We start from the raw sequence: 23,037 nt of genomic DNA, 5'->3' as shown, positions 1-23,037 counted from the left end.
GGCACATTTTTTTTTTGAAAAGCAACGGCTGTGGTTCTTCGGTTCCGATAGCCCTGCTGTTCGTTTTATCCCGATGAAGAATCGGGATGTCCACTTCCATCAGGTTTATTTAACTTAGAACACAGCTTAAAACCTACAAAACACCGCTTCGTCATGCCAGCGTTATATCTTTATTATTAAACAAGAATAACTGCCAAAACCTCATTTTCTAAACCTTTTGGCCATCTTTTTGTTACATTAGCAATAGATAAACCGATAAGAAAATGGATTTACAACTTCCTAAAAGCGAATACCCTAGAGTAGTTATAGTTGGCGGTGGATTTGGTGGAATTGAGTTAGCTAAACGTTTAAAAAATAAACCTTTTCAGGTGGTTATGCTCGATAAGCACAACTACCATACCTTCCAACCCTTACTTTATCAGGTGGCTACAGGAGGCTTAGAAGCCGATTCGATCGCGTTCCCTTTAAGAAAAATTTTTAAAGGTCAAAAGAACCTGATTTTTCGTGTAACCAAGGTTACAGCAGTTAATGCAGCTGAAAACTGTTTACAAACCGACATTGGTAAAATCAATTACGATTATTTGGTTATCGCCACGGGCTCTACCAGTAACTTCTTTGGTAATAAAGAAATTGAGGCCAATTCAATGCCGATGAAATCCATACCAGAGGCATTGGATTTGAGAAGTTTGATTTTACAGAATTTTGAAAAATCGCTGATCGAAAAAGATTTAGATAAAAAGAGTGCCCTGTTAAACTTTGTTGTAGTTGGCGGTGGCCCAACAGGGGTTGAAACCTCTGGTGCTATTGCAGAACTTAAAAAACACGTTATTCCAAACGATTATCCAGAAATGGATCTGAGCAGGGTGAACATTTACCTGATCGAAAATTCACCAGAATTATTGGGTGTAATGTCACCACAAGCACAGAAAAAAGCCAAAGATTTCCTTACCGATATGGGCGTTCAGATTATGAATGACACCAGGGTATTGGGTTATGACGGGCATACACTTACCTTACAGGATAAGGCGCCGATTTTGAGCTCTACTGTAATTTGGAGTGCAGGTGTTAAAGGCGAAATATTAGCTGGTTTAGACAAAGCTGAAGTGGTAAGAGGTGGTAGATTAAAAACCGATACCCAAAATTTAATAGTAGGCTATCAAAATGTATATGCTATCGGAGATGTGGCTGCCATTATCGATGAAGAAACACCAAATGGCCATCCCGGCGTTGCTCCCGCAGCTATCCAACAAGGGCACCAACTGGCAAAGAACTTAATTAATATTAAAGAAAATAAACCTTTAGAGAAATTTAAATACTTCAATAAAGGCTCAATGGCTACAGTAGGTAGAAACAAAGCCGTCGTAGATATTGGTAAAATCCGTTTTCAAGGTGTTTTCGCATGGTTTACCTGGATGTTTGTACACTTAATGACTTTGGTAGGCTTCAGAAACAAGATTATTGTTTTTGTAAACTGGGTGTGGAGTTATTTCAGTTACGACAGAGGAACCCGTTTAATTATCAGAACCTTTGCTAAAGATAGAAGTGTGGATTATAGAGATGAGGTACCAACAGCGAAAGAAGAAGTTAAGGTGTCATAGTCTTTAGTCTTTAGTCTTTAGTCTTTAGTCTTTAGTCTTTAAAGTAACTTCGATGATAAAAAATTGTTTCCTTTTTCTTCCTTACTTTGCGAAAACTTTGCGCATTTTGCGGTTAGACCAAAAACATGAGCCAAAATAAATTCAAATTAGTAGAATGCCCACGTGATGCCATGCAGGGATTGCATGATTTTGTTCCTACAGCGCTTAAGGCTGAATATTTAAACCTTTTGCTTCAGGTTGGTTTTGATACACTTGATTTTGGAAGTTTTGTGTCGCCTAAAGCCATTCCACAAATGGCCGACACGGTAGAAGTTTTAGCTCAATTGGATCTAAGCAACACCTCTACCAAGCTTTTGGCCATTGTAGCTAATTTAAGAGGCGTAGAGAGCGCTATAAAACATAAAGCGATCGATTATCTTGGTTTCCCTTTTTCGATCTCAGAAACCTTCCAACAGCGCAACACCAATTCAAGTATCGCACAATCATTAAATACGGTAGAAGAAATGCTCTCTCTTTGTGCTAAAAACAATAAGAAAGCGGTGGTTTATCTGTCGATGGGTTTTGGAAATCCTTATGGGGATGAATGGAATTATGAAATTGTAGAAAAATGGGCTGATGTGCTGGTGAGTAAAGGTGTGGAGGTTTTATCGCTGGCTGATACTGTAGGCATTTCCACGCCAGAAAAGATAGCAACTATATTACCTAAATTAATTTCAAGATTTAATGGTACAGAAATTGGCATCCATTTACACTCCACTCCTGCTGAGCGCTTCGAAAAGATAGAAGCTGCTTACCATGCTGGTGTAAAACGTATTGATTCGGCATTAAAAGGTTTTGGCGGCTGCCCGATGGCTGCAGATGACCTCACAGGTAATATTGCTACAGAAGATGTAATTGGCTATTTGATTACTAAAGGAGAAAAATTGAACCTTGATATGGATAAATGGAATGACGCAATGGCTTCATCAGGGAAGATATTTCACTAAGGTTTAAAATTAAAAGTTTGAGTCGCTTGCATCTTAACAAAATGGTTGTTTTGCCTAGCTGGTTGCCACCTTGGCATCATTTTCAAAACCCTGATAGCTTCATTATCTAAAGTTGGATGTAATGTCTTTTTAACCTTAATATTTGTTATTTCACCTTTAATTGATACTGTGAATTTTAATATTACAGAACCTGTTATTTTTTGACCAGAAATTTCTTCAGGATATTTTAGATTATCGTGAATAAACTTATTCATTTCAATTTCGCCAGATGGGAAAGTAGGCTTCCTATCTATTTCTTTAAAAGTACCCGTAATATAAACATCAGTCACAAAAGCAGATCTATTCAAATTAATTAATTCCCCATTTGTATTCCAAATTTTAGTTTTTTTTATGATATTATTTTCAAAATAAGATTTCTGACTAACTTTCCCATTAGGAAAATACCAAACGAAATCGCCCTGTTTAATTTCGGGATCTAATGATTTGAATACACCTTTCATTTGAAGCTGATTACTTTTATAATAGTCTTTAACAAAAAATAGGTTGTTTTCTCTTGCAGCTATTCTGTAATAATCATAACTTGAATTATCAGTCTTTTCCCAGTTAGCATTAAAGTAAATAGTATCTATTTTTTGGGCTTTTGAGGCGATAGCCATTTCAAGTAATAATAAGAATAGAGAGAGTTTTTTCATTCGAGAGGCGTTATTATTATTTTTGTTTCCAAGCCTTTAAAACAATAGCGAAAGATAATTAATTTATAATTATTTTTCAACTGGTCATTCTTAAGAAATAGTTTTTATTTCTTAAGAATTTTGCGAGTAGAACACAAATTAGTCGGAAAATATATTCTAATTTCGTTATTTTCCATGTCTCTACGGAAAATTACTTCAAACCTTCTTCACCATTTTAAAGTGCTGTATCCCAGCCTCTTCAAATTGCTCTCCCTCCGCTACAAAACCAAACTTAGCATACAAACTCATAGCATCTAATTGCGAGTTCAGGTAAATATAATGCGCATCCTCTGGCAAATCGGATAAAGCCTCAGCTATTAGTGCCCGACCAACTCCTTGCCCTCTAAAATCCTTTAAAACCGCGAAACGTTCCAGCTTATAACCATTATCCGTTTTACGCCATCTGCAGGCACCGCAAGGCTGTCCGTTATTGGTAGCGAGAAAATGGACAGATTCATCTTCATGTTCCCACTCCAATTCCGGCGGGCAATTCTGTTCGTCTACAAATACAATCTTACGGATAGCAAATACTTTATCTAAATCTTCGGGATGATTAACTTTTTGAACGTGCAGACTCATTATCGTGGTGTTTAAAGTGTTTATTCGATTTTAATTTCATTTCATTTAATGCCTCAGCAACATCAATTGAATGTGAACAATGAATATCGGCCTCTTTTTTGGCAAGTGTGGCAATCGTAACGTAAAATTTATGCAACTGATCCAATTCTTTTTCACTCAAGTCTTCAATATCTACCATCCGGTTGCTTGCGCCTTGCTGCGCGGCAATCAATTCATTCAATTTTAGCTGAATGGCCTTACCATCTTTATTCTGTGCCTTCTGGATTAAAAAAACCATTAAAAAGGTAATAATCGTTGTACCCGTGTTAATTACAAGTTGCCAGGTTTCAGAATAATTGAAAAGCGGACCTGTTACTGCCCAAACAACCACAATCGCTGCTGCAGCGATAAATGCAACAGAGCTACCTGTAAATTTGGTTGCTGCATTCGCAAATTTCTCGAAAAAATTATTTTTTTGGGTATCGTTTTTAGATTTTGCCATTACAAATTTGTTTGATTAAATATAACCATAAACAAACAAAAGCGCCATAAGTTTTTAAACCCATGGCGCTTTTGTTTAATTATTAAATGATTGATTTTTTGAATGATTGAATGTAAATCCAATCTTCCAAACCAATCAAAACTTACAACTTATCGTTAACATTAATACAGTTTAGATCTTCGAAAGCAGTAGTTAAACGTTTCACAAAAGTTTCTTCACCTTTACGCAACCAAACGCGTGGATCGTAATATTTTTTATTTGGTTTATCGTCGCCATCAGGGTTACCAATCTGGCCTTGAAGATAAGCTTCGTTCTTTTTGTAGTATTCTAAAATACCTTCCCAAAATGCCCACTGCATATCAGTATCGATATTCATTTTAATTGCACCGTAAGAAATTGCTTCTCTGATTTCTTCCTGAGTAGAACCAGAACCACCGTGGAATACGAAATTGATCGGTTTCTCTGCAGTTAAGCCGAGTTTTTCTTTGATAAAATCCTGAGAGTTTTTCAAAATTACCGGTTGCAATTTTACGTTACCTGGTTTATAAACACCGTGCACGTTACCAAAAGCAGCAGCAACTGTAAAGCGAGGAGAAACTTTGCTCAATTCTTCGTAAGCATAAGCCACTTCGCTAGGTTGTGTATATAATTTAGAGCTGTCTACATCGCTATTGTCAACACCATCTTCCTCACCACCTGTAACACCAAGTTCGATTTCGATAGTCATATTCATTTTAGCCATGCGTGCTAAATATTTAGCAGAAATTTCCATGTTTTCTTCGATCGACTCTTCCGATAAATCCAACATATGTGATGAAAATAAAGGTTTTCCGGTTTCAGCGAAGAATTTTTCACCGTGGTCTAAAAGTCCATCAATCCAGGGTAATAATTTTTTAGCGGCGTGGTCAGTATGTAAAACCACGGCAACACCATAATGCTCTGCCAATAAATGTACATGTTTAGCTGCCGATACAGCACCTAAAATACATGCTTGCAATTTCTCATTATCTAAAGATTTGCCTGCATAAAACTGTGCACCTCCATTAGATAATTGAATCATAACAGGCGAATTTACTGCCTTAGCAGTTTCCAATACCGCATTAACCGTATTTGTACCGGTTACGTTAACTGCTGGTAAAGCAAACTGATGTTTTTTAGCCTGCTCAAACAATTCTTGAACGGCATCTCCGTAAATTACGCCTTTGTAGCCTTTTAAACTCATTTCTTGTTAATTTTATTAAGTCCGAAGTTATAAAAAAAAATAACATTCCAAGCTTTTCTAACAACAGAATTATTTGCCTAACAGCAAAATAAGGCCTATTTAGTGTAAAAAACACATTATCCTTAGTGTAAAAAAGACACACTTCAGTTTACCAATTAGCAGTTAACAGTAGCCGAAGCCGAGTTTTCAATTACATATCCAACGCTTGCATTATTGCCAATCGACTATTAACCAACTAACCATTGACTATTTTTACACCTAATAAGGTTCGACTTTATTTTATTTTTCGTTTCTTTGCAATCCAATTCTTCAAAAAATTATATGGCTTGGTTTAAGAGAGAAAAAAAAGGTATCATCACCACAACAGAGGAGAAAAAAGAAGCACCAGATGGTTTGTGGAATAAATGTCCGAACTGTAAAAAACCCCTACATCAGGCAGAACTTCAGGAAAACAAATACGTTTGCCATTACTGCGATTACCATCTGAGAGTAGGCTCAAAAGAATATTTTGAGGTTTTATTTGATAATAACGAGTTTAAAGAGCTGTTCCCTAACCTAACATCAGGCGATCCTTTAAATTTTAACGATAACAAACCTTACACCGAAAGAATTAAAGAAAGTCAGGCTAAAACAGGCTTAAAAGACGCTATTCGTGCCGGTGTTGGTAAAATCAACGGACAAGATCTCGTAATTGCCTGTATGGATTTTGCTTTTATAGGCGGTTCAATGGGTTCGGTTGTGGGCGAAAAAATTGCAAGATCGATCGATTACAGTATCAAACATAAAGTTCCGTTCCTAATGATTTCTAAATCAGGTGGTGCACGTATGATGGAAGCCGCATTTTCATTAATGCAAATGGCTAAAACATCGGCTAAACTGGCTTTATTAGGTCAGGCAAAAGTTCCCTACATCTCTTTATTAACAGATCCAACTACGGGTGGTGTAACTGCATCATATGCGATGTTAGGCGATATTAATATTGCAGAACCAGGCGCGCTGATCGGCTTTGCTGGTCCGCGGGTAATTAAAGAAACCATTAAAAAAGACTTACCTAAAGGTTTCCAAACTGCAGAATTCGTTCTTGAACACGGTTTCCTCGATTTCATTGTAGATAGAAGAGCCATGAAAGCTAAATTGGGTGCTTTTATTAAAATGATGAATAATTAAGTTGGTTCAATAGTTCATTAGTCATTGGTTCATTAGTGCAAATCGACCAATAAACAAATGACAAATGAACAAATAAACTACAATAAGAAAAGTAGGACTTGAATAACTTCGGTTAATTCAGTCCTGCTTTTTGCTTCAAGTCCTCGCTACACTCCGGGCTTTCCGCGGCAATCAGGTTTAGTTAACATGGGCCGGTGGTTCTTTTGAGGGGTTTTTCCAGCGAGTGCTACAACCACCCCGCCCTGCGGGCACCCCTCCGAGGGAAGGGAATAAAAAACACCACTAATTTTTCTTATTTTTAAACTAACCAAACTATAAACTCAGATGAAAAAACTACTCCTTTTAACCTGTCTGATTACCGTTATGATCGCCACACAAGCCCAGGATAAAAAAGCCAAAGTGCCTTACGACGAGGCTTTGGCCAAAAAACTCGGTGCCGATAATTATGGTATGAAGATGTATGTGTTGGTGATCCTCAAATCAGGCTCAAATACAACCGAAACAAAAGCCAAAACCGATAGTTTATTTGCAGGTCATATGGTAACCATTGGTAAAATGGTCGAAGCGCAAAAACTTATAGTTGCTGGTCCGATGGGTAAAAACGACAAAAATTATCGCGGCATTTTCGTTTTAAATACAAAATCGATCGAAGAGGCAAAACAATTATTAGAAAGCGATCCGGCCATAAAAGCCAAATTACTGGAACCAGAATTGTACAACTGGTATGGTTCGGCAGCACTAGCTGAGTATTTGCCGTTTCACGATAAGATCCAGAAGAATAGTTTTTAAGGTTGTTTGCCACGGAAGCACTGAAGGCGCGGAGAAATTTTGATCGTGATATGCTATATTACAAATAAATTGTCATCCTGAGCTTGTCGAAGGACCTATTTAAATGTCTTAAAAGGCGTTTCGACAGGCTCAACGTGACAAATTCTAAGGAAATTACCACTTACAGACTCTTTAAACTTACAGATCATTCAGTCGAACGGCCCCTACCATCGATTAAATCTATTCAACTGCAACATTTCCATTAACATCCTTCAACCCTACGCCTTATTTCATAAATTAGCTTATCAAATAATCAACCCTAACTAATTATGAATAAAAAACTACTATTTTCTGCGCTATTGCTGTGCACCTCAACCTGCATATTCGCGCAAGACAAAAAAATAATCGACAATATTGTAAAAGAAGTGAACGAAAATTCTCAATTAGAGAAACTTGCACACGAACTTTTAGATGTTGTTGGACCACGTTTAGTTGGTTCTCCACAAATGAAACAAGCCAATGATTGGGCTGTAAAAAAATATAGTGATTGGGGCATCTCGGCAAAAAACGAAAAATGGGGCGAATGGGCAGGCTGGGAAAGAGGCATTACCCACATCGATTTAATAAGTCCACGGGTTAGAACCTTAGAAGGTACACAATTGGCCTGGAGCCCATCTACAAATGGTAAATCTATTAATGCCGAAGCGATTATTCTTCCAGCAATTACAGATTCTGTTTCTTTTCAAAAATGGTTACCCAATGTGAAAGGTAAAATCGTATTAATTTCAATGAACCAGCTCTCTGGCCGACCAGAAAAAAACTGGGAAGAATTCGCCACTAAAGATTTGTTCGAAAAGTTTAAAAAAGAAAAAGCCGAGGCTGCTAAAGCATGGGTAACCAGCATAGCCAAAACGGGTTTAACAGCAAAAACACTTCCTGTAGCTATAGAAAATGCAGGCGCAGTGGCGGTAGTGATCAATAACTGGTCGCAAGGTTTTGGTGTAGATAAAATTTTTGGTGCAAATACCACAAAAGTGCCAACTTTGGATCTATCTGTAGAAGATTACGGTTTAGTTTACCGATTGGCTTTAAATGGTGATAAACCTAAACTAAGAATTGAAGCAGAATCTAAAAAATTAGGTGCTGTACCTACTTTTAATACCATCGCAGAGATCAAAGGAACACAAAAACCAAACGAATACGTGATGCTTTCTGCTCATTTCGATTCATGGGATGGGGCAAGTGGTGCAACTGATAATGGTTCTGGCACCATCTTAATGATGGAAGCCATGCGCATTTTAAAGAAAATCTACCCTAACCCAAAACGTACTGTTTTAGTTGGCCACTGGGGAAGTGAAGAGCAAGGTTTAAATGGCTCAAGGGCATTTGTAGAAGATCATCCGGAAATTGTAAACAACCTTCAGGCCTTGTTTAACCAGGATAATGGCACAGGGCGTGTAGTGAATATTGGCGGACAAGGTTTCGCGAAATCAAAAGATTACATTACCCGTTGGTTAGCTGCAGTACCAGATACCATTAAAAACCAGATCAAAACCAATTTCCCAGGATCGCCTGGTGCGGGAGGATCAGACTTTGCTTCATTTGTAGCTGCCGGAGCATTGGGTTATTCATTAAGCTCTACCAGCTGGGATTATGGCACGTATACCTGGCACACCAACCGCGACAGTTACGATAAATTGGTTTTCGATGAAATAAGAAGCAATGTAATTTTAGCGGCCATTATGGTTTATATGGCCTGCGAAGATCCTGAGAAAACCTCAACAGAAAAAGCAACAGATTTACCTGTAAACGAACGCACCGGAAAACCAGCCACCTGGCCGGTACAAACCAAATCGAATAGAAAAGGTGGGTTGTAAATAAAAGTTTGGAATACATTTTTAAAGGAGCATTTGGAAGCAGGTGCTCTTTTTTATACACACATCGTCATTTCGAGCGGAGAGCAACGAAGTCGAGAACCCGAAGGCTCTGCGGAGCAAAATCTATCGAGCTAGATCTCTCCATTCCACTGCGTTTCAGTCGAGATGACGACCCTTTTTACTGACAGAAATGCCTACTCTTCTTTCTTCTGAAACTTATAAAACAAATAACCTAAAAAAGGTAAAATCAACACACTGCCCAATAGAAGCGCTAAACCTAAACTATAAATAGTTTTTTCAGGCCCTACAGTTTCAAGAAGTGAAATGGCATCTCCGTTTTTTAAACGGATGAAGTTTGGAAAGTGGGCATAACTAATCGCCAGGAGGATCATCGTCACCTGAAAGCCAGCTAAAATGCGTAAAACTTTTGTTTTACCTTTAATTAGCAGGTACCATAACAACACAAGAGATATAGTAGCCAAAATAATGGCCGATAAACCCACATTACTTTTAAAAACCCAATCAATCAATGGAATTCCATCTCGCCGGGCCGCAATAAAAACCATCGCCCCAAAAACTACGGCTGCCACATTCATAAATTCGGCTTTTTTAATGAAACGGCGTTTATCATGTGCTTCTTTTGTCTCACCAATTAGATATATGGCGGCAAGGAAACCGCAAAGCGCAACCGTAAACAAGCCCACAGCAACAGAAAACCAATTAAGCCAGCCCGAAATATACGCGGTATAAAAATCGTTTGCCTGTGTGTTTATATGCCCCGAAATTAAGCTTCCGGCAATAATGCCCAGAAAAAGTGCCGTAACAAAACTCGAATACCTGAATATACGGTTATAAAGCCACTGCATATCATCTTTTACCGCATCATAATGGCGGAATACAAAAGCAGTACCACGGGCAATAATCCCAATGAGCATAATGGCTAAGGGAATATGCAAATACACCGACATGGTGGTGTAAATATGCGGAAAACCCACGAAAAGGATTACAATGGCAATAATCAGCCACATGTGGTTGGCTTCCCAAACCGGACCAATAGCATGGTAAAGGGTTTTACGTGTTCTACTCCTGTTTTTTGTAGAAGTAAACAGTTCGATAATTCCTGCACCAAAATCGGCCCCACCCAATAAAAAGTAGAGCAGAATGGCCATGCATAAAAATGTAATTACAACTTCTTTCATATCTGAAAATGATTACACCGATATTTTGATTACACTGATTAATAAGATTTGCTTTGTGTTGTTCATTCCATCTATGGTTAATTGCCATTAGATTCGCCTTTATTATAGAGTACTGGCACCATCTTAATCTGACGGTAAAGCAAAAATGTTACGATCATGCTTAAAGAAACGTAAATGGCCGAGAAGATATAAAAGGAGTAAACAATACCCGGCATTGGCGTTACCGCATCTTTAGTGCGCATAATACCATAAATGATCCATGGCTGCCTGCCAACCTCTGTAACTACCCAACCGGCCTCTAAAGCGAGATAACCAAGCGGAATGGCCGCAACAAATAATTTCAACAGCCAGCGTTTCTCGGTTAAAGGTTTCTTTTTAAATAGGATGAAGAAATAAGTTAAAGAAACTAAGAGCAGCAGTGTACCAATTCCAACCATAATTTGAAAAGCATAATGGGTTATGGCCACTGGCGGATGTTCATTTTCAGGAATCTGATCCAGTCCCTTAACCTCAGCTTTGAAATCGCCATGTGCCAGAAAACTTAAAGCACCGGGGATTTCGATTGCCCCTGTTACCGTTTTGTCTTTCTCATTCACAATACCACCAATTAATAGTGGGGCAGGTTTCTCTGTTTTATACAAAGCTTCCATAGCAGCAAGTTTAGCGGGTTGCCTTTTGGCCACATCTTTTGCCGAAATATCGCCGCTTAAAGGCTGCAGTAATGCACCAATACAAGCGAATATGGCCGCAATTTTAAAAGCTTTTAAGTGAAATTCTGTGTTTTTGTCTCTTAAGATCATCAAGGCATGTACTCCTGCCACAGCAAATCCCGTCGCCGTAAATGCCGCCAAACACATATGTAAAGCCTGGCTAAACCATGCTTTATTAAACATGGCCTGTATGGGATCGATATTAAGGTATTGTCCGTTTACAAAATCGAAACCCGCCGGACTGTTCATCCAGGCATTTGCGGCAACCACCAAAATTCCGGAGGCCAAGCCACTTACGCCTACCACCATCCCTGTAAACCAATGAAACCATTTATTTAACTTATCCCAACCGTAAAGAAAAAAACCAAGGGCAATGGCTTCGATAAAAAAAGCTGTTCCCTCAAGCGAAAAAGGCATTCCGAATATTGGCCCGGCGTGATCCATAAATTTTGGCCAGAGCAAGCCCAACTCGAATGACAACATGGTACCGGATACAGCGCCTGTAGCGAAGAATATTGCAACACCTTTACTCCAGGCTTTGGTGAGATTTTTATACACCTCATCATTTGTTTTAAGCCATTTATAATGCGAAACAGCCATAAAGAAAGGCATAACCATGCCAATACAAGAAAAAATGATGTGGAAGCCTAACGATAAGGCCATCTGGGAACGGGCTGCAATAAAATCATCCATGAGCTGTAGATTTTGAATTGTAACAAATATAGTTGTTAAACACTAAAGCCTACGGTAATTCAATGACGTTGAAAGGATTATTTTAAATATAGAACGTTTATAAATTGAAAAAAAATTTGGATGTTCGTTGCTACGGAGAAAATGTTCTTTTAACCACAGATGCGCACAGATAAACACAGATTTTACAGGTATCATACCTTATCTGTGTTCATCCTTTTTATCTGTGGTAAAATAAGTAATTAGAGACCTAAGCCCCTTTCAGCTCCTCATAAGCAGCAGTTAAACTCCTTTGAATGCCTTCTCCCTGCCATTCAGGGGCATTGGGGATGGTAGTTGCTTTTAAAATATCTTCTTTGCTTTTACCCGCCTTGATTTCTCCACTTACAAAGGTTAAAAGATTTTGAAGGTAATTTTGAAAAGCTTTAACATCTGCTTTGTTTCCCGTTACTTTTTCAGGATCTAAGCTGTGTCCCCAGATGAACAGGGTATCGTTATCAAACTGTGCTAGAATTTTATCCAATGCAGTGATCCAATTGCCGATGTGCGCACCATTTTCCCGATCAATATAAGGAAACTTACGGTTAAACACCAAATCGCCTACATGTGCAATATTTGCATGTTCGAAATGATAAACGGCATCGCCATTGGTATGACCAGAGCCATAATAGTAAGCTTTTATATTCTCATCGCCTACTTTTGCAGTCCATTTTGTTCCAAAAGTAGTATCGGGCAGTAACTGTTTATCTAAATTATTTGCTTTTTCCGCTCCTCTTTTCTGGTTCACCAATGAGTTCTGGTGTGCTACAACTTTCTCGGCTAAACCTTTAAAGGAAATATTTCCTGCGGTATGGTCGCCATGATGATGCGTATTAATCAGGTATTTGAAAGGTTTTTCGCCCAGTTTTTTCAATTCTTCGATCAGGTGAGGTGCTGAAGTTGGGAACTGTGCATCTATCACTACAAAACCATTGCCCGAATTTAACCACCCTATCGTACCACCCTGCTCGGTAAATATGCCGATGTTATTACGCAAGGTTTTAAAGTTATAAGCACGCAACAATTCTTGTTGTGCAAAAACATCTGTTTTATAAATTGACAGCAAGGCCATGGCCAATGCCGAATTTTTAATAAAATTTCTTCTTTCCATTTTTGGGATTAAGCTAAAAAAAACCACAGCGTTTGCCGTGGTTTAAATTTAATCATTTTGTTCGTAAATTATATTCCGAGCTATTATATTCCTGAACCTGGTGTTGGTCCGGGCTCATGCCCTGGCCCCAGTGGATTATTTTTACGCTTATCATCTTCATTAAAAAGATTAGTGGCAATTTTAGAAGATTTATTTTCATCTAAAGAGTCATGATCTCTCACATCTTCTACTTCTTTATCCAGCAAATCGTTCTCAACAACTTTACCTTTTTCTTTATTTGTTTCCATAGTATTGTAAATTGATGTATAAAAGAAACACGTAAAAAATAGGATTGTTTTTTCTTAGTTGTTTTGAGAATGGGTTTATTGATACCAAATTCCCATGTTTGATGGCTCACCAAACAAATAACAACAATTTAAGAATTATTATTATCTTGGTTAAAATGTAATCATATGAGTTCTGATATTTTTAAAGATAGAAGAAAATCATTCCTAGCATATAAAGAAACTTACTTTTGGACCTGCACAATTAAGGATTGGAATCACTTGTTTAAGCTACCTTACTATAAGAGTATAGTAGTAAATTCCTTAAAAAAGCTTGTTAATCAAAACTTAATAGAAGTTTATGGCTTTGTTATCATGCCAAATCATATCCATTTAATTTTGAAACTCCTAAAACCGAATGGGAAGGAAAGACCAAGTTCGAGTTTTTTAAAATAAACTTCGCATGAATTAAGAAAAGATTTGATCATCAGTGATCCAAATATTTTGAAGCTTTTTGAAGTAAAAGAATCAGACAGAAAATACAGGATATGGCAAAGAGATTCACTTGCTATTAATATGTTTAATACTAATATTTTGGAACAAAAGTTAGATTACATACACAATAACCCACTACAAGAGAGATGGCGTTTAGCTGAAAATGCGGAAGATTATTACTGGTCTTCAGCTAAGTTTTACCAGACCGGGATTGATGATTTTAATGTATTAACTGATTATAGGGACGCATTCTAATTCACCCCTTATTTCATCACTTAGAAATATAGCGTTGCGTATGACTAGTCTAATGGTTGGTGAGCCACCAACCAAGGAAGCAGGAAGCAGAATTGATGATTTAAATGCATTAACTGATTATAGGGACGCATTCTAATTCACCCCTTATTTCATCACTTAGAAATATAGCATTGCGTATCACTAGTCTAATGGTTGGTGAGCCACCAACCACGGAAGCAGAAGCAGCATAGCATAATCTTATAGGTTGTTGTGTCTTCAACCAAAGCATTACCTCATAACACAAAGAAGTATTTGCCTCTCCTTAGAAAAGCCAATAACATTAAATAAACACATTTGCCTTTTGCAATTACAACATTGCACCAGGAAGTTTTCCTAATTCGTGAATGCAACCAAAGGAATGAAATCTCCTTTTATGGATTTTGTTGAAATGATTTGAAGATTCAAACGAAAATGGATTAAGGATAAACTTGTAAATGTGTTTCCTTTCTTCATTTAATTTTTCTTCCTGCTTCGCGTTCTCTAGATTTTGATTGTTTTGGCTCTTTTCCATGACGATATAGATTGTTGAAAACATGGTTAGTTTTCAGGGTTAACAATTTTAATCAGAATGCCTTTTTAAACTGCACAATGCATTAGTAAAAAAGCTATTTAAAATTTGCTTAACCTTATACCACGGGAATTTGATAAGGTTTCGTTCTGGAACTACATTAAAATGGCGTGGATTGCCTTTATCTTAATTAAATATAACTTTTATTTTTGAGTTTTGCAAGGTATATTAAACCTAAAATTCAATATTTTAAAATAACGGTCTTAAACCAATATTAATTATCTTTCCTCTTTACAAATAAAACCTCTGGTAAAATTATTATAATCTCTTTCTCTTCTCCCTCTTTTAACCAATAAACAACAAAATTTACTTTTGCTTCTTTCAGATCAAAACCTTTTTTTGATTGCTTTTCTATTTCAGCAATAAATTTTCTTGAAAACTTAAGAATAGACTGACCATTTAAATTCTTACACTCATCTCCGTCAACGATTAAGCTTGCTCCGCTTATTAATTGTGATATTAAATGTTGTTTATTAGCAAAATAATCAAGCCAGATATCAGTATGCGTCAAGTTATATACAATGTCTTCTAATGTAGGATATATATTTGCATCCACAATTCTTTCTAAATTTTCAACTTCGATCTGATCCAGGTAGTTACCATTTAAATGAACTGACAAGTTATTTTTAGCCCTCGTCATGCCAACATATAACTGCCTCTTGATACTATCTTCACTCGCGTCAAAATCTTTTAACAGCAAAAAAACATTATCATATTCTTTGCCCTTTGATTTATGGATGGTTGAAACCATAACTGTTTCGCCTGTATCGTTAAAAAAGTCCTCAATCTTTGATTCTTTAATAAAAACTTCAAAATCAGATTTATACTTAATTTTCGGATTTACAGCTTCAAAATCATGAATAAGGTTATCAACGATTTCGAATTTAGAGCTCTTTTTAAACTTGTAAGTTAATTCCCGATATGCATTTGTCCAAACCTCATCACTGTAAGTATATACTTCATTATTTGATCCCAGTTTAGATAAGAAAAACCTTATCTCAGAAAGGTTATAGAGATTAAAAGAGTCGTTTGTCTGTATTAACTGCGCTGGCATTTTATGTTTCAACAAGCTGCCTACAACCATGCTTGCTTCTTCATTTGTCTTTGTTAATACACATGTAGTACCAACCAATCCCGTTTTTAGAATATCATTGACCAATGGGGTAATTAGGTTGCCGTTTTTATAATGCGTTATTTTTATATTGCCAATACCTTTACTATTTGAAATAATTGGCGTTGTTTTTAAACGATGGCTTATTTTTGTGATGAATTGATTACTAAACGCGATCAAATTTTGTTTGCTTCGATAGTTTTCAACCAATTCATACTTTATAGCATCTTTATTTCTAATAAATTCTTCCAGATATTTTGAATCGGCATTTCTAAACTCATAAATATTTTGATCATCGTCACCAACTGCAATTACCCGCATCTCTTCATTTTGTGCCATTAAGGTATTAATTAGCTCAAATTCATCAGCATTAATGTCCTGTGCTTCATCAATTACCAAAACGGCTTTCGTGATTTTACTGATTTCTACTTCATTATTTTTTATTTTAGAAATGGCAGTCCTTAGAATGGCATCTGCTTTTTCTAGGCTACCCACCTTTCCCAACAGATCAAAGCAAAAAGAATGGAAGGTTTTAATCTCGACAAAGCCCGCAGCGTTACCAATTAATTTTAACAAACGCTTTTTAAATTCTGTTGCTGCTACTCTCGAAAAGGTAAGCATTAGCAATTGTTCATGTTTTACATCTTCCATTAATAAAAGAGAGGCTAGTTTATGAACCAATACTTTGGTTTTTCCGCTTCCCGGACCGGCAGCTACGATAATATATTTGTTTTCTTTATCATTTATGATTTGTGATTGACTTTCTGATAAACCACCGAACAGTTGCTTGTATTTGGTTGGTGTAATGTTCCGCTTTATTTCATTTTGGCGGGTTACATTAAAATATTTATTTAAAAAAGAAGTATAATTAAGTTGAAAGTAATCTTCTGCAAACGCTAAAGCAAGTTTATAGTTCTCGGTCATTTTCTTAGCATATTCACCCACAATATGGATCTGCTGTACCCTATTTTCATAAAATTGATTTAATTTTTCATAATCTTCTGCCTTATATCTAACTTTATTATCATTTTCCAATCTATCGATAGTTAAACGGTTGTAGATAACCATAAAACCACCTTCAATTTTGATGGCTTCAATTCTAGAAAGATAAAAGAGTGTATCTTCTACATCCTCAACAGTAACTGAAAGCTGAAATAAACTGCCCCTATTGAGAAAAGTATCTTTTAGTTCATGAACCGAAAATTCGACTAAAACTTCATCCTTTTCGGCGTTGTCTTTATCATTATTAGATTTGTCGTACAAATATTCTACTGTAAACCTGGCTAACTCATGCCTTTTATGCAATTTGTCTTTTAATAACGCTACTGTTTGTGATGCGATTACAGAAATGTGATTTTTAGAGTATGTCTGATTTTCCCGCTTTATCCATTTTTTTATTGCCCAAAAATTGATGATGGTTTTGATTTTGTTTGGTGTAAAATCATTATAACCTTTAAATTCAGCTTCTTCATTTAGCTCCTTAAGGTTTATTGTTATTTCCTGTTCTTTAAAAATCGGCGCTAGAAAGTTCTCGATTTTCCGAAATGTCTCAACAATTGTCAATGAACGGTTCCTGCTTTCATTTCTTTTAACAAATGCAGTTAAATCCTTCGTATCGGCAAGAATTTTCTCTTCCCTAAGCAGATTTATAATGTGGATCACATCTTCTTTCACCATACTCAAACGATCTGAGATATAATCAATACGTGATTCACCAACATCATCAGATAGCTGCTTCTTACTTTTGCTCGAAAAAAGTTTCTTTATAATTCTAACTGCCTTTTCTTTCTGTTTTTCATCAAACCGAAAAGAACTGTTAATTTTATTTATGGCTTCCTGAGCGGTTTTAGTTAAGATGCTGTTGGCAAAAACCCTGGGCATATTTTGCCCACGCTTTAAGTAACCGGCATCTTCTAAGGCAGCAATAGCAGTTGTTACCCTGGTTTCTATTTCATTAACACTATCGTCCCAGCCTGCCTTTCTGGCAATTTCTAAGGCAGAATTTGATGCATTTAAGCGAAACCGTGTAATTTCTTTTACGGCTTTCCAGATCTGCTGAATTTCCTTTATGTTTAATTTGGTCTGGTTTAATAAAATAAAATGCTTGCTTAAATCTTCTTCATTAAACAGAACATAACAAACTGCCGATAATTTTTCATCACGGCCTGCCCTCCCGGCTTCCTGAACATAATTTTCTAAAGAGTCAGAAATATCGTAATGCACCACCATCCCTACATCTTTCTTATCCACCCCCATACCGAATGCAGAAGTAGCAACCATGATATTAATTTGGCCGGTTATAAATTCATTCTGGCTTTTTGTCTTTTCACCCGATTCCATTCCCCCGTGGTAATAAGCTACAGAAAAACCATCCTTTGATAATCGTGTAGCCAGTTTAACAGCCTTGCTCCTCCTTGAAACATACACAATGGTTGGACATTGCTTTTCTTCGATTAAATCCCGCAGTGCATTATATTTTTCTTCTTCATCATTCTTTTCGAATACATTATATGTTAAATTTGTTCTCGAAGCCTTTGAGCTAAAAATTTCTAAATCAAGTGATAATTTCTTCTTAAAATAATTTCTGATATCTTCAATTACATTCTGTTTGGCTGTGGCCGTAAAACATGAAACTGGAATCTGCTCATCAAGATTCTTCTTTTCCTGCAATAGCTTTATAAAATCTCCTATATACAAGTAATCAACCCTAAAATCTTGCCCCCATGATGAGAAACAATGTGCTTCATCTATTACGAAACGAATAATTTTCCGCCCCAAAAGGAGCCTTTCTATTGATTTGGACCGCAAAGATTCAGGAGATATATAAAGCATTGATGCCGAGCCATCCTCGACCCGCTCAAATGATTTCCCCCTTTCTATTGGGTCGAGCAGACCGTTGATTGTAACTGCTTCTGTTATTCCTATTTTTTCCAGATTATCTACCTGATCTTTCATTAAAGACTGTAGCGGAGAAATAATGACGGTAAGTCCTTTTGCATTTGCACCGCCCATTAAAGCTGGCACCTGAAATGTTATGGATTTGCCTCCTCCTGTAGGAAATACAGCTAAAATTGATTTATTTTGAATGGCTGCCTCAACTGATCTTTCCTGTAGTGGTTCGCCAGCATAACTTCTGTATGAATCAAAACCAAAATATTTTTTTAAGCCTTTATGGATATCCAGTGCGGTATTACAATATGCACAGCCAGCTAAACATGGTTTATTTGTCAATTCAGACATAATACCTTCCACCTTTGGATAAACTTTCAATACCCATGGAGGTGTAATTGAATACCTGTCCTGGCAATTGATTATTGATAAACAGTAGGCTAATTCAATAGGATTTTGTTGTATAATTTTATCCAGATCTGCCTGCACACAGATTTTTAAGTGGAATTTGGCATGAATAATTCTGGCAATATCACTAATATCTGGCTGGAAGCTGTTAAATTTAAAAAACGCACTAAACTCTTTCTTATCATTTAGCAGCGCAAAAAATATTTGTTTTAGTAAATTATCCAATTGATCAAATGATGCAATCTCATCATAGAACAGATCTCTTGCCTTTATAGCATCATTTAATGGGTTGCTTAACTCTTCCGTTTGCAGTTTATCATCTTTTAATAAAGCATGGTATGGTTTATTGGGGAAAAGTAGTGGCGATAAATACAGGGTATCAATAACCTGTAAATCATCTAATTCGACTATAGCTTTCTTAAGATGTGGTAAATCATGGTAAATAATGTTATGCCCACAAATAAATTCAGTAGCACCTAAAAATGTAGATAAGGATTCAGGAGAATTTGAGTGAATACTACTTCCATCATCCTTAATGCAACCTATATCAAGGATATTTAATGTTTCGGGATTAATTTCAGTATCTACAAAAGCTATTGGTTTCATAAAAATGATCAACTGAGCGCATTAATATATGCAATATAATAAAACCAAATGTATATCTATTAAGAGCAACGGTTACCTTCAATAACCTAATAGTCCCAATCAACTAGTTATTAAATGTTTATGATTTCTGATATAAAATATAAAATTGTAATTATTTTATTTGGAAATCGGCTACAGTAGCATTTGAGCACATACAGTCCTGCTCTTCACTTTATCCCGATAAAATCGGGATGCACGTTCCGATCAGGTTTAAGTGGCACAGCCAGCAATACTATTTTGGGCTGCAATGTGCAGAACAGATTAGGCATCATGCGATTAAACCTTCAATAGCAGCAATGACTTCAGTATATAAACCTGATTGAAATGGAAAACCCGCAGCCCGATTTTAATCGGGTGAGGATTTGAAATGAGCAGGACTAACCTTAAAATGAAATGCTGCCTTTGCTTTCCAAAAAAAAAATTAGCTAAATTTTTGCACAAAAAAAGTCCCAATTTTAATTGAGACTCTCCTATTTGGTTAATGATATTTTAAGCCAAAGCATTTTGCTTTACTACCATTTTAACTTTTTCTATTACGTAATCCAACTCTTCTTTGGTAGTGTATTTACTAAATGAAAAGCGAACGGAAGGACGGTTTGGATCGGCCTTAATGCCATTTAACACATGCGAGCCAATATTTGAACCAGAGGAGCATGCACTGCCACCAGAAGCACAGATGCCATTAATGTCTAAATTAAACAACAACATATCGGCCATGTCCATCTCTGGGAACGATACATTTAATACCGTGTACAAACTTTTATCGGCATCAGTTTCGCCGTTAAAGCCAATACCCGGAATCTCTGCAATTAACTGTGCTTTCAAATAATCTTTTAAGCCCTGAATGTACGACTGATGCTGGTCCATTTCTGCATAAGCAATTTCTAAGGCCTTTGCCAAACCTACAATACCATACACATTTTCTGTACCACCACGCATATTGCGCTCTTGCGCACCACCATAAATCATTGGTGGGATTTTAATATTGCTGTTTACATATAAAAAGCCAACGCCCTTAGGTCCGTGAAGCTTGTGTGCTGCGCAAACAATAAAATGTGCTTTAAGCTCGCGTACGTTATGTGGATAATGGCCCATGGTTTGCACGGTATCGGCATGATAAATGGCATTGTATTTTTCGCAGATATCGCCAACTTTAATCATATCAGTGAGTGTACCCAACTCGTTATTGGCATGCATTAGCGAAACAAAAGTACGTTCGTTATTTTGAAGCAGTTCTTCTAAATGGTTGTAGTCGATATTTCCTTTTTCGTCAATATTAACGAAACTTAATTTATCGATCTCGCCATTTTTAAGCATCGTATTTAAAGTATGCTCCACAGCATGGTGCTCTATTTTTGAAGTAATGGCATGTTTAATTCCATAAGCAGAAATTCCACAACGGATAGCTGTATTATCAGCCTCGGTACCTCCTGAAGTAAAAAATATTTCGGATGGAGAGGCACTTAAGAGGCCAGAAACAGTTTTACGGGCTTTCTCTACAAGCGTTCTCACTTCACGTCCAAGCGCATGAATGGCAGATGGATTACCGAAATAGTTTTCCATCACGTTTGTCATTTCTGCGATTACTGCAGCATCTAAAGGCGTTGTGGCCGCATTATCTAAATAGACCCTTTTCATTTCTACGAATATTTAAAAGTTAGTGTTGTAGGATGCCTTGCTAAGGGCAGTCTCTATTTTAAATGTTCAGGGATTTAATTTGTTGTATTAAACCCTGAACAGGTATGCTTAATCCTGCAATCCTTTAGGGATTAAAGGTGTAATATTTCTTTAATGTCAGAAATAATTTTGTTAGCCAAATTCTCGGCAATGGTTTCATTTTCTGCCTCACTGTAAATCCTGATGATTGGTTCAGTGTTAGAACGGCGCAAATGTACCCAAGTTTTATCAAATTCTATCTTCAACCCATCAATTGTACTATATGGCTGGTTTTTATATTTCTCTTCTACTTGTTTCAACAAATTATCAATATCCATTTCTGGTGTAAGAGTAATCTTGTTTTTAGAAATATGGTATTGAGGATAACTAGCTCTCAACACAGAGATCGATTTACCAAATTTAGCCAAATGCGTTAAAAATAAGGCAATACCAACTAAGGCATCTCTGCCATAATGCGATTCAGGGTATATAATGCCACCGTTTCCTTCACCACCAATAATGGCGTTGGTAGCTTTCATTTTGTTTACCACATTAACCTCTCCTACTGCCGACGCATTGTATTCTGATCCTGCTTTTTCGGTCACATCACGTAGTGCACGTGTTGATGAAAGGTTTGAAACTGTATTTCCTGGTGTATTTTTCAATACATAATCGGCTACTGCTACCAAAGTATACTCTTCGCCGAACATGCTACCATCTTCGTTTACAAAACATAAACGGTCAACATCCGGGTCTACTACAATACCTAAATCAGCATTCTGTTTCTGAACCTCTTTCGATATTTCAGTTAAATTTTCAGGTAGCGGCTCAGGATTGTGTGGGAAATGTCCGTCGGGTGTACAATATAATTCTACCACCTTGCTCACGCCCAAAGCTTTTAATAAAGCAGGGATAAAAATACCCCCTGTTGAATTTACACAGTCGATTACTACTTTAAAATCAGCTTTTTTAATCGCCTCAACATCAACTAATTGTAATGCTAAAACTTTATCGATATGTTTTTGAAGGTAAGTATCGTTTTTAATTACTTTACCTAATTTATCTACATCAGCAAAATCAAAATCAGCACTTTCTGCCAAATCTAAAACTTCTTTGCCCTCAGCATCGCTAATAAACTCGCCGTTTGCATTCAGCAATTTTAAGGCATTCCATTGTTTTGGGTTATGGCTCGCGGTTAAAATGATACCACCACCTGCTTTTTCATCAGGCACGGCTACTTCTACAGTTGGCGTGGTTGATAAACCTAAATCGATCACTTCAATACCCAAGCCCTGTAAAGTCCCAATAACCAAATTGTTTACCATCTCACCCGAAATACGGGCATCGCGGCCTAAAACAATTCTTTTGTTGCCTGTTTTTTGTACTACCCAGCTCCCATAAGCAGCTGTAAATTTCACAATATCAAATGGAGTTAAGCCGTCTCCAGCCCTTCCGCCTATGGTTCCTCGTATTCCTGAAATCGATTTTATTAAAGTCACTGTTTATATTTTATTTGAGCCTCAAAAATAAGAAAAAAAACAAGATAGCCG

The 23,037-nt window shown here is 36.8% G+C and carries 17 protein-coding genes; 6 read left to right on the top strand and 11 right to left on the bottom strand.

Going from position 1 to position 23,037, the window contains the following annotated elements; genetic code table 11:
- The first annotated feature begins 263 nt into the window (after positions 1-263).
- Positions 264-1,598, top strand: a complete 1,335-nt coding sequence (locus QF042_RS10190) for an NAD(P)/FAD-dependent oxidoreductase (RefSeq protein ID WP_307527900.1) — start codon at positions 264-266, stop codon at positions 1,596-1,598.
- 125 nt (positions 1,599-1,723) lie between these two features.
- The gene (locus tag QF042_RS10185; RefSeq protein WP_307527898.1) at positions 1,724-2,584 is read left to right on the top strand and encodes a hydroxymethylglutaryl-CoA lyase; all 861 of its coding nucleotides are present in this window, start codon (positions 1,724-1,726) and stop codon (positions 2,582-2,584) included.
- Here QF042_RS10185 and QF042_RS10180 read toward each other — a convergent pair.
- The 4 genes from QF042_RS10180 to fbaA all read right to left on the bottom strand — a co-directional run bounded on the left by QF042_RS10180 (position 2,581) and on the right by fbaA (position 5,597).
- Positions 2,581-3,276, bottom strand: a complete 696-nt coding sequence (locus tag QF042_RS10180; RefSeq protein WP_307527896.1) for an energy transducer TonB — start codon at positions 3,274-3,276, stop codon at positions 2,581-2,583. The two genes, QF042_RS10185 and QF042_RS10180, sit on opposite strands and share 4 nt — an antisense overlap.
- Positions 3,277-3,471: 195 nt before the next feature.
- A complete protein-coding gene (locus tag QF042_RS10175) occupies positions 3,472-3,894 on the bottom strand; it encodes a GNAT family N-acetyltransferase (RefSeq protein WP_116252822.1) in 423 nt (140 codons plus the stop codon).
- Positions 3,869-4,375 carry a low affinity iron permease family protein gene (locus QF042_RS10170; RefSeq protein ID WP_307527893.1) on the bottom strand — a complete coding sequence of 169 codons (507 nt, stop codon included), beginning with the start codon at positions 4,373-4,375 and terminating at the stop codon, positions 3,869-3,871. Before QF042_RS10170 ends, QF042_RS10175 begins: the two co-directional genes overlap by 26 nt.
- Before the next feature lie 142 nt (positions 4,376-4,517).
- Complete coding sequence (gene fbaA / locus QF042_RS10165) at positions 4,518-5,597, bottom strand: class II fructose-bisphosphate aldolase (protein WP_307527891.1); 1,080 nt, start codon at positions 5,595-5,597, stop codon at positions 4,518-4,520.
- A 321-nt stretch (positions 5,598-5,918) separates the two neighbouring features.
- On the opposite strand from fbaA, the gene accD reads away from it, so the two are divergent.
- The 3 genes from accD to QF042_RS10150 all read left to right on the top strand — a co-directional run bounded on the left by accD (position 5,919) and on the right by QF042_RS10150 (position 9,409).
- Positions 5,919-6,764, top strand: coding sequence for an acetyl-CoA carboxylase, carboxyltransferase subunit beta (accD, locus tag QF042_RS10160; protein ID WP_307527889.1), 846 nt, complete (start codon positions 5,919-5,921; stop codon positions 6,762-6,764).
- A gap of 324 nt (positions 6,765-7,088) precedes the next feature.
- On the top strand, positions 7,089-7,553 hold the full coding sequence (locus tag QF042_RS10155; RefSeq protein ID WP_307527887.1) for a YciI family protein: 465 nt from the start codon (positions 7,089-7,091) through the stop codon (positions 7,551-7,553).
- Between the two features lie 308 nt (positions 7,554-7,861).
- Positions 7,862-9,409 (top strand): M20/M25/M40 family metallo-hydrolase, encoded by a 1,548-nt coding sequence (locus QF042_RS10150; protein ID WP_307527885.1) that lies wholly within the window; start codon positions 7,862-7,864, stop codon positions 9,407-9,409.
- 194 nt (positions 9,410-9,603) lie between these two features.
- Here the strand turns inward: QF042_RS10150 and QF042_RS10145 are convergent, their stop codons facing one another.
- From QF042_RS10145 to QF042_RS10130, 4 genes are all read right to left on the bottom strand, one after another.
- Positions 9,604-10,608 (bottom strand): cytochrome d ubiquinol oxidase subunit II, encoded by a 1,005-nt coding sequence (locus tag QF042_RS10145; RefSeq protein ID WP_307527883.1) that lies wholly within the window; start codon positions 10,606-10,608, stop codon positions 9,604-9,606.
- A gap of 77 nt (positions 10,609-10,685) precedes the next feature.
- On the bottom strand, positions 10,686-12,011 hold the full coding sequence (locus tag QF042_RS10140; RefSeq protein WP_307527881.1) for a cytochrome ubiquinol oxidase subunit I: 1,326 nt from the start codon (positions 12,009-12,011) through the stop codon (positions 10,686-10,688).
- Positions 12,012-12,258: 247 nt separating this feature from the next.
- On the bottom strand, positions 12,259-13,158 hold the full coding sequence (locus QF042_RS10135; protein WP_307527879.1) for an MBL fold metallo-hydrolase: 900 nt from the start codon (positions 13,156-13,158) through the stop codon (positions 12,259-12,261).
- Between the two features lie 83 nt (positions 13,159-13,241).
- Positions 13,242-13,445 (bottom strand): hypothetical protein, encoded by a 204-nt coding sequence (locus tag QF042_RS10130; protein WP_307527877.1) that lies wholly within the window; start codon positions 13,443-13,445, stop codon positions 13,242-13,244.
- A 570-nt stretch (positions 13,446-14,015) separates the two neighbouring features.
- Here QF042_RS10130 and QF042_RS10125 point away from each other — a divergent pair.
- Entirely contained in the window at positions 14,016-14,171 is a 156-nt protein-coding gene (locus QF042_RS10125) for a hypothetical protein (RefSeq protein ID WP_307527875.1), read from the top strand.
- 821 nt (positions 14,172-14,992) lie between these two features.
- Here QF042_RS10125 and QF042_RS10120 read toward each other — a convergent pair.
- The 3 genes from QF042_RS10120 to glmM all read right to left on the bottom strand — a co-directional run bounded on the left by QF042_RS10120 (position 14,993) and on the right by glmM (position 22,986).
- Entirely contained in the window at positions 14,993-19,792 is a 4,800-nt protein-coding gene (locus QF042_RS10120; protein ID WP_307527873.1) for a RecQ family ATP-dependent DNA helicase, read from the bottom strand.
- Positions 19,793-20,320: 528 nt separating this feature from the next.
- Positions 20,321-21,469: a cysteine desulfurase family protein gene (locus QF042_RS10115; RefSeq protein ID WP_307527871.1), complete on the bottom strand. Its 1,149-nt coding sequence runs from the start codon at positions 21,467-21,469 to the stop codon at positions 20,321-20,323.
- 131 nt (positions 21,470-21,600) lie between these two features.
- A complete protein-coding gene (gene glmM, locus QF042_RS10110; RefSeq protein ID WP_307527870.1) occupies positions 21,601-22,986 on the bottom strand; it encodes a phosphoglucosamine mutase in 1,386 nt (461 codons plus the stop codon).
- Between the last annotated feature and the right edge of the window lie 51 nt (positions 22,987-23,037).

This window comes from Pedobacter sp. W3I1, assembly GCF_030816015.1.
Lineage (GTDB): Bacteria > Bacteroidota > Bacteroidia > Sphingobacteriales > Sphingobacteriaceae > Pedobacter.
This window is presented reverse-complemented; position numbering and strand designations above follow the sequence as displayed.

Coding starts and splice junctions, on each gene's coding strand:
- QF042_RS10190 (WP_307527900.1), top strand. CDS start 264: ATGGATTTACAACTTCCTAAAAGCGAATACCCTAGAGTAGTTATAGTT.
- QF042_RS10185 (WP_307527898.1), top strand. CDS start 1,724: ATGAGCCAAAATAAATTCAAATTAGTAGAATGCCCACGTGATGCCATG.
- QF042_RS10180 (WP_307527896.1), bottom strand. CDS start 3,276: ATGAAAAAACTCTCTCTATTCTTATTATTACTTGAAATGGCTATCGCC.
- QF042_RS10175 (WP_116252822.1), bottom strand. CDS start 3,894: ATGAGTCTGCACGTTCAAAAAGTTAATCATCCCGAAGATTTAGATAAA.
- QF042_RS10170 (WP_307527893.1), bottom strand. CDS start 4,375: ATGGCAAAATCTAAAAACGATACCCAAAAAAATAATTTTTTCGAGAAA.
- fbaA (WP_307527891.1), bottom strand. CDS start 5,597: ATGAGTTTAAAAGGCTACAAAGGCGTAATTTACGGAGATGCCGTTCAA.
- accD (WP_307527889.1), top strand. CDS start 5,919: ATGGCTTGGTTTAAGAGAGAAAAAAAAGGTATCATCACCACAACAGAG.
- QF042_RS10155 (WP_307527887.1), top strand. CDS start 7,089: ATGAAAAAACTACTCCTTTTAACCTGTCTGATTACCGTTATGATCGCC.
- QF042_RS10150 (WP_307527885.1), top strand. CDS start 7,862: ATGAATAAAAAACTACTATTTTCTGCGCTATTGCTGTGCACCTCAACC.
- QF042_RS10145 (WP_307527883.1), bottom strand. CDS start 10,608: ATGAAAGAAGTTGTAATTACATTTTTATGCATGGCCATTCTGCTCTAC.
- QF042_RS10140 (WP_307527881.1), bottom strand. CDS start 12,011: ATGGATGATTTTATTGCAGCCCGTTCCCAGATGGCCTTATCGTTAGGC.
- QF042_RS10135 (WP_307527879.1), bottom strand. CDS start 13,158: ATGGAAAGAAGAAATTTTATTAAAAATTCGGCATTGGCCATGGCCTTG.
- QF042_RS10130 (WP_307527877.1), bottom strand. CDS start 13,445: ATGGAAACAAATAAAGAAAAAGGTAAAGTTGTTGAGAACGATTTGCTG.
- QF042_RS10120 (WP_307527873.1), bottom strand. CDS start 19,792: ATGAAACCAATAGCTTTTGTAGATACTGAAATTAATCCCGAAACATTA.
- QF042_RS10115 (WP_307527871.1), bottom strand. CDS start 21,469: ATGAAAAGGGTCTATTTAGATAATGCGGCCACAACGCCTTTAGATGCT.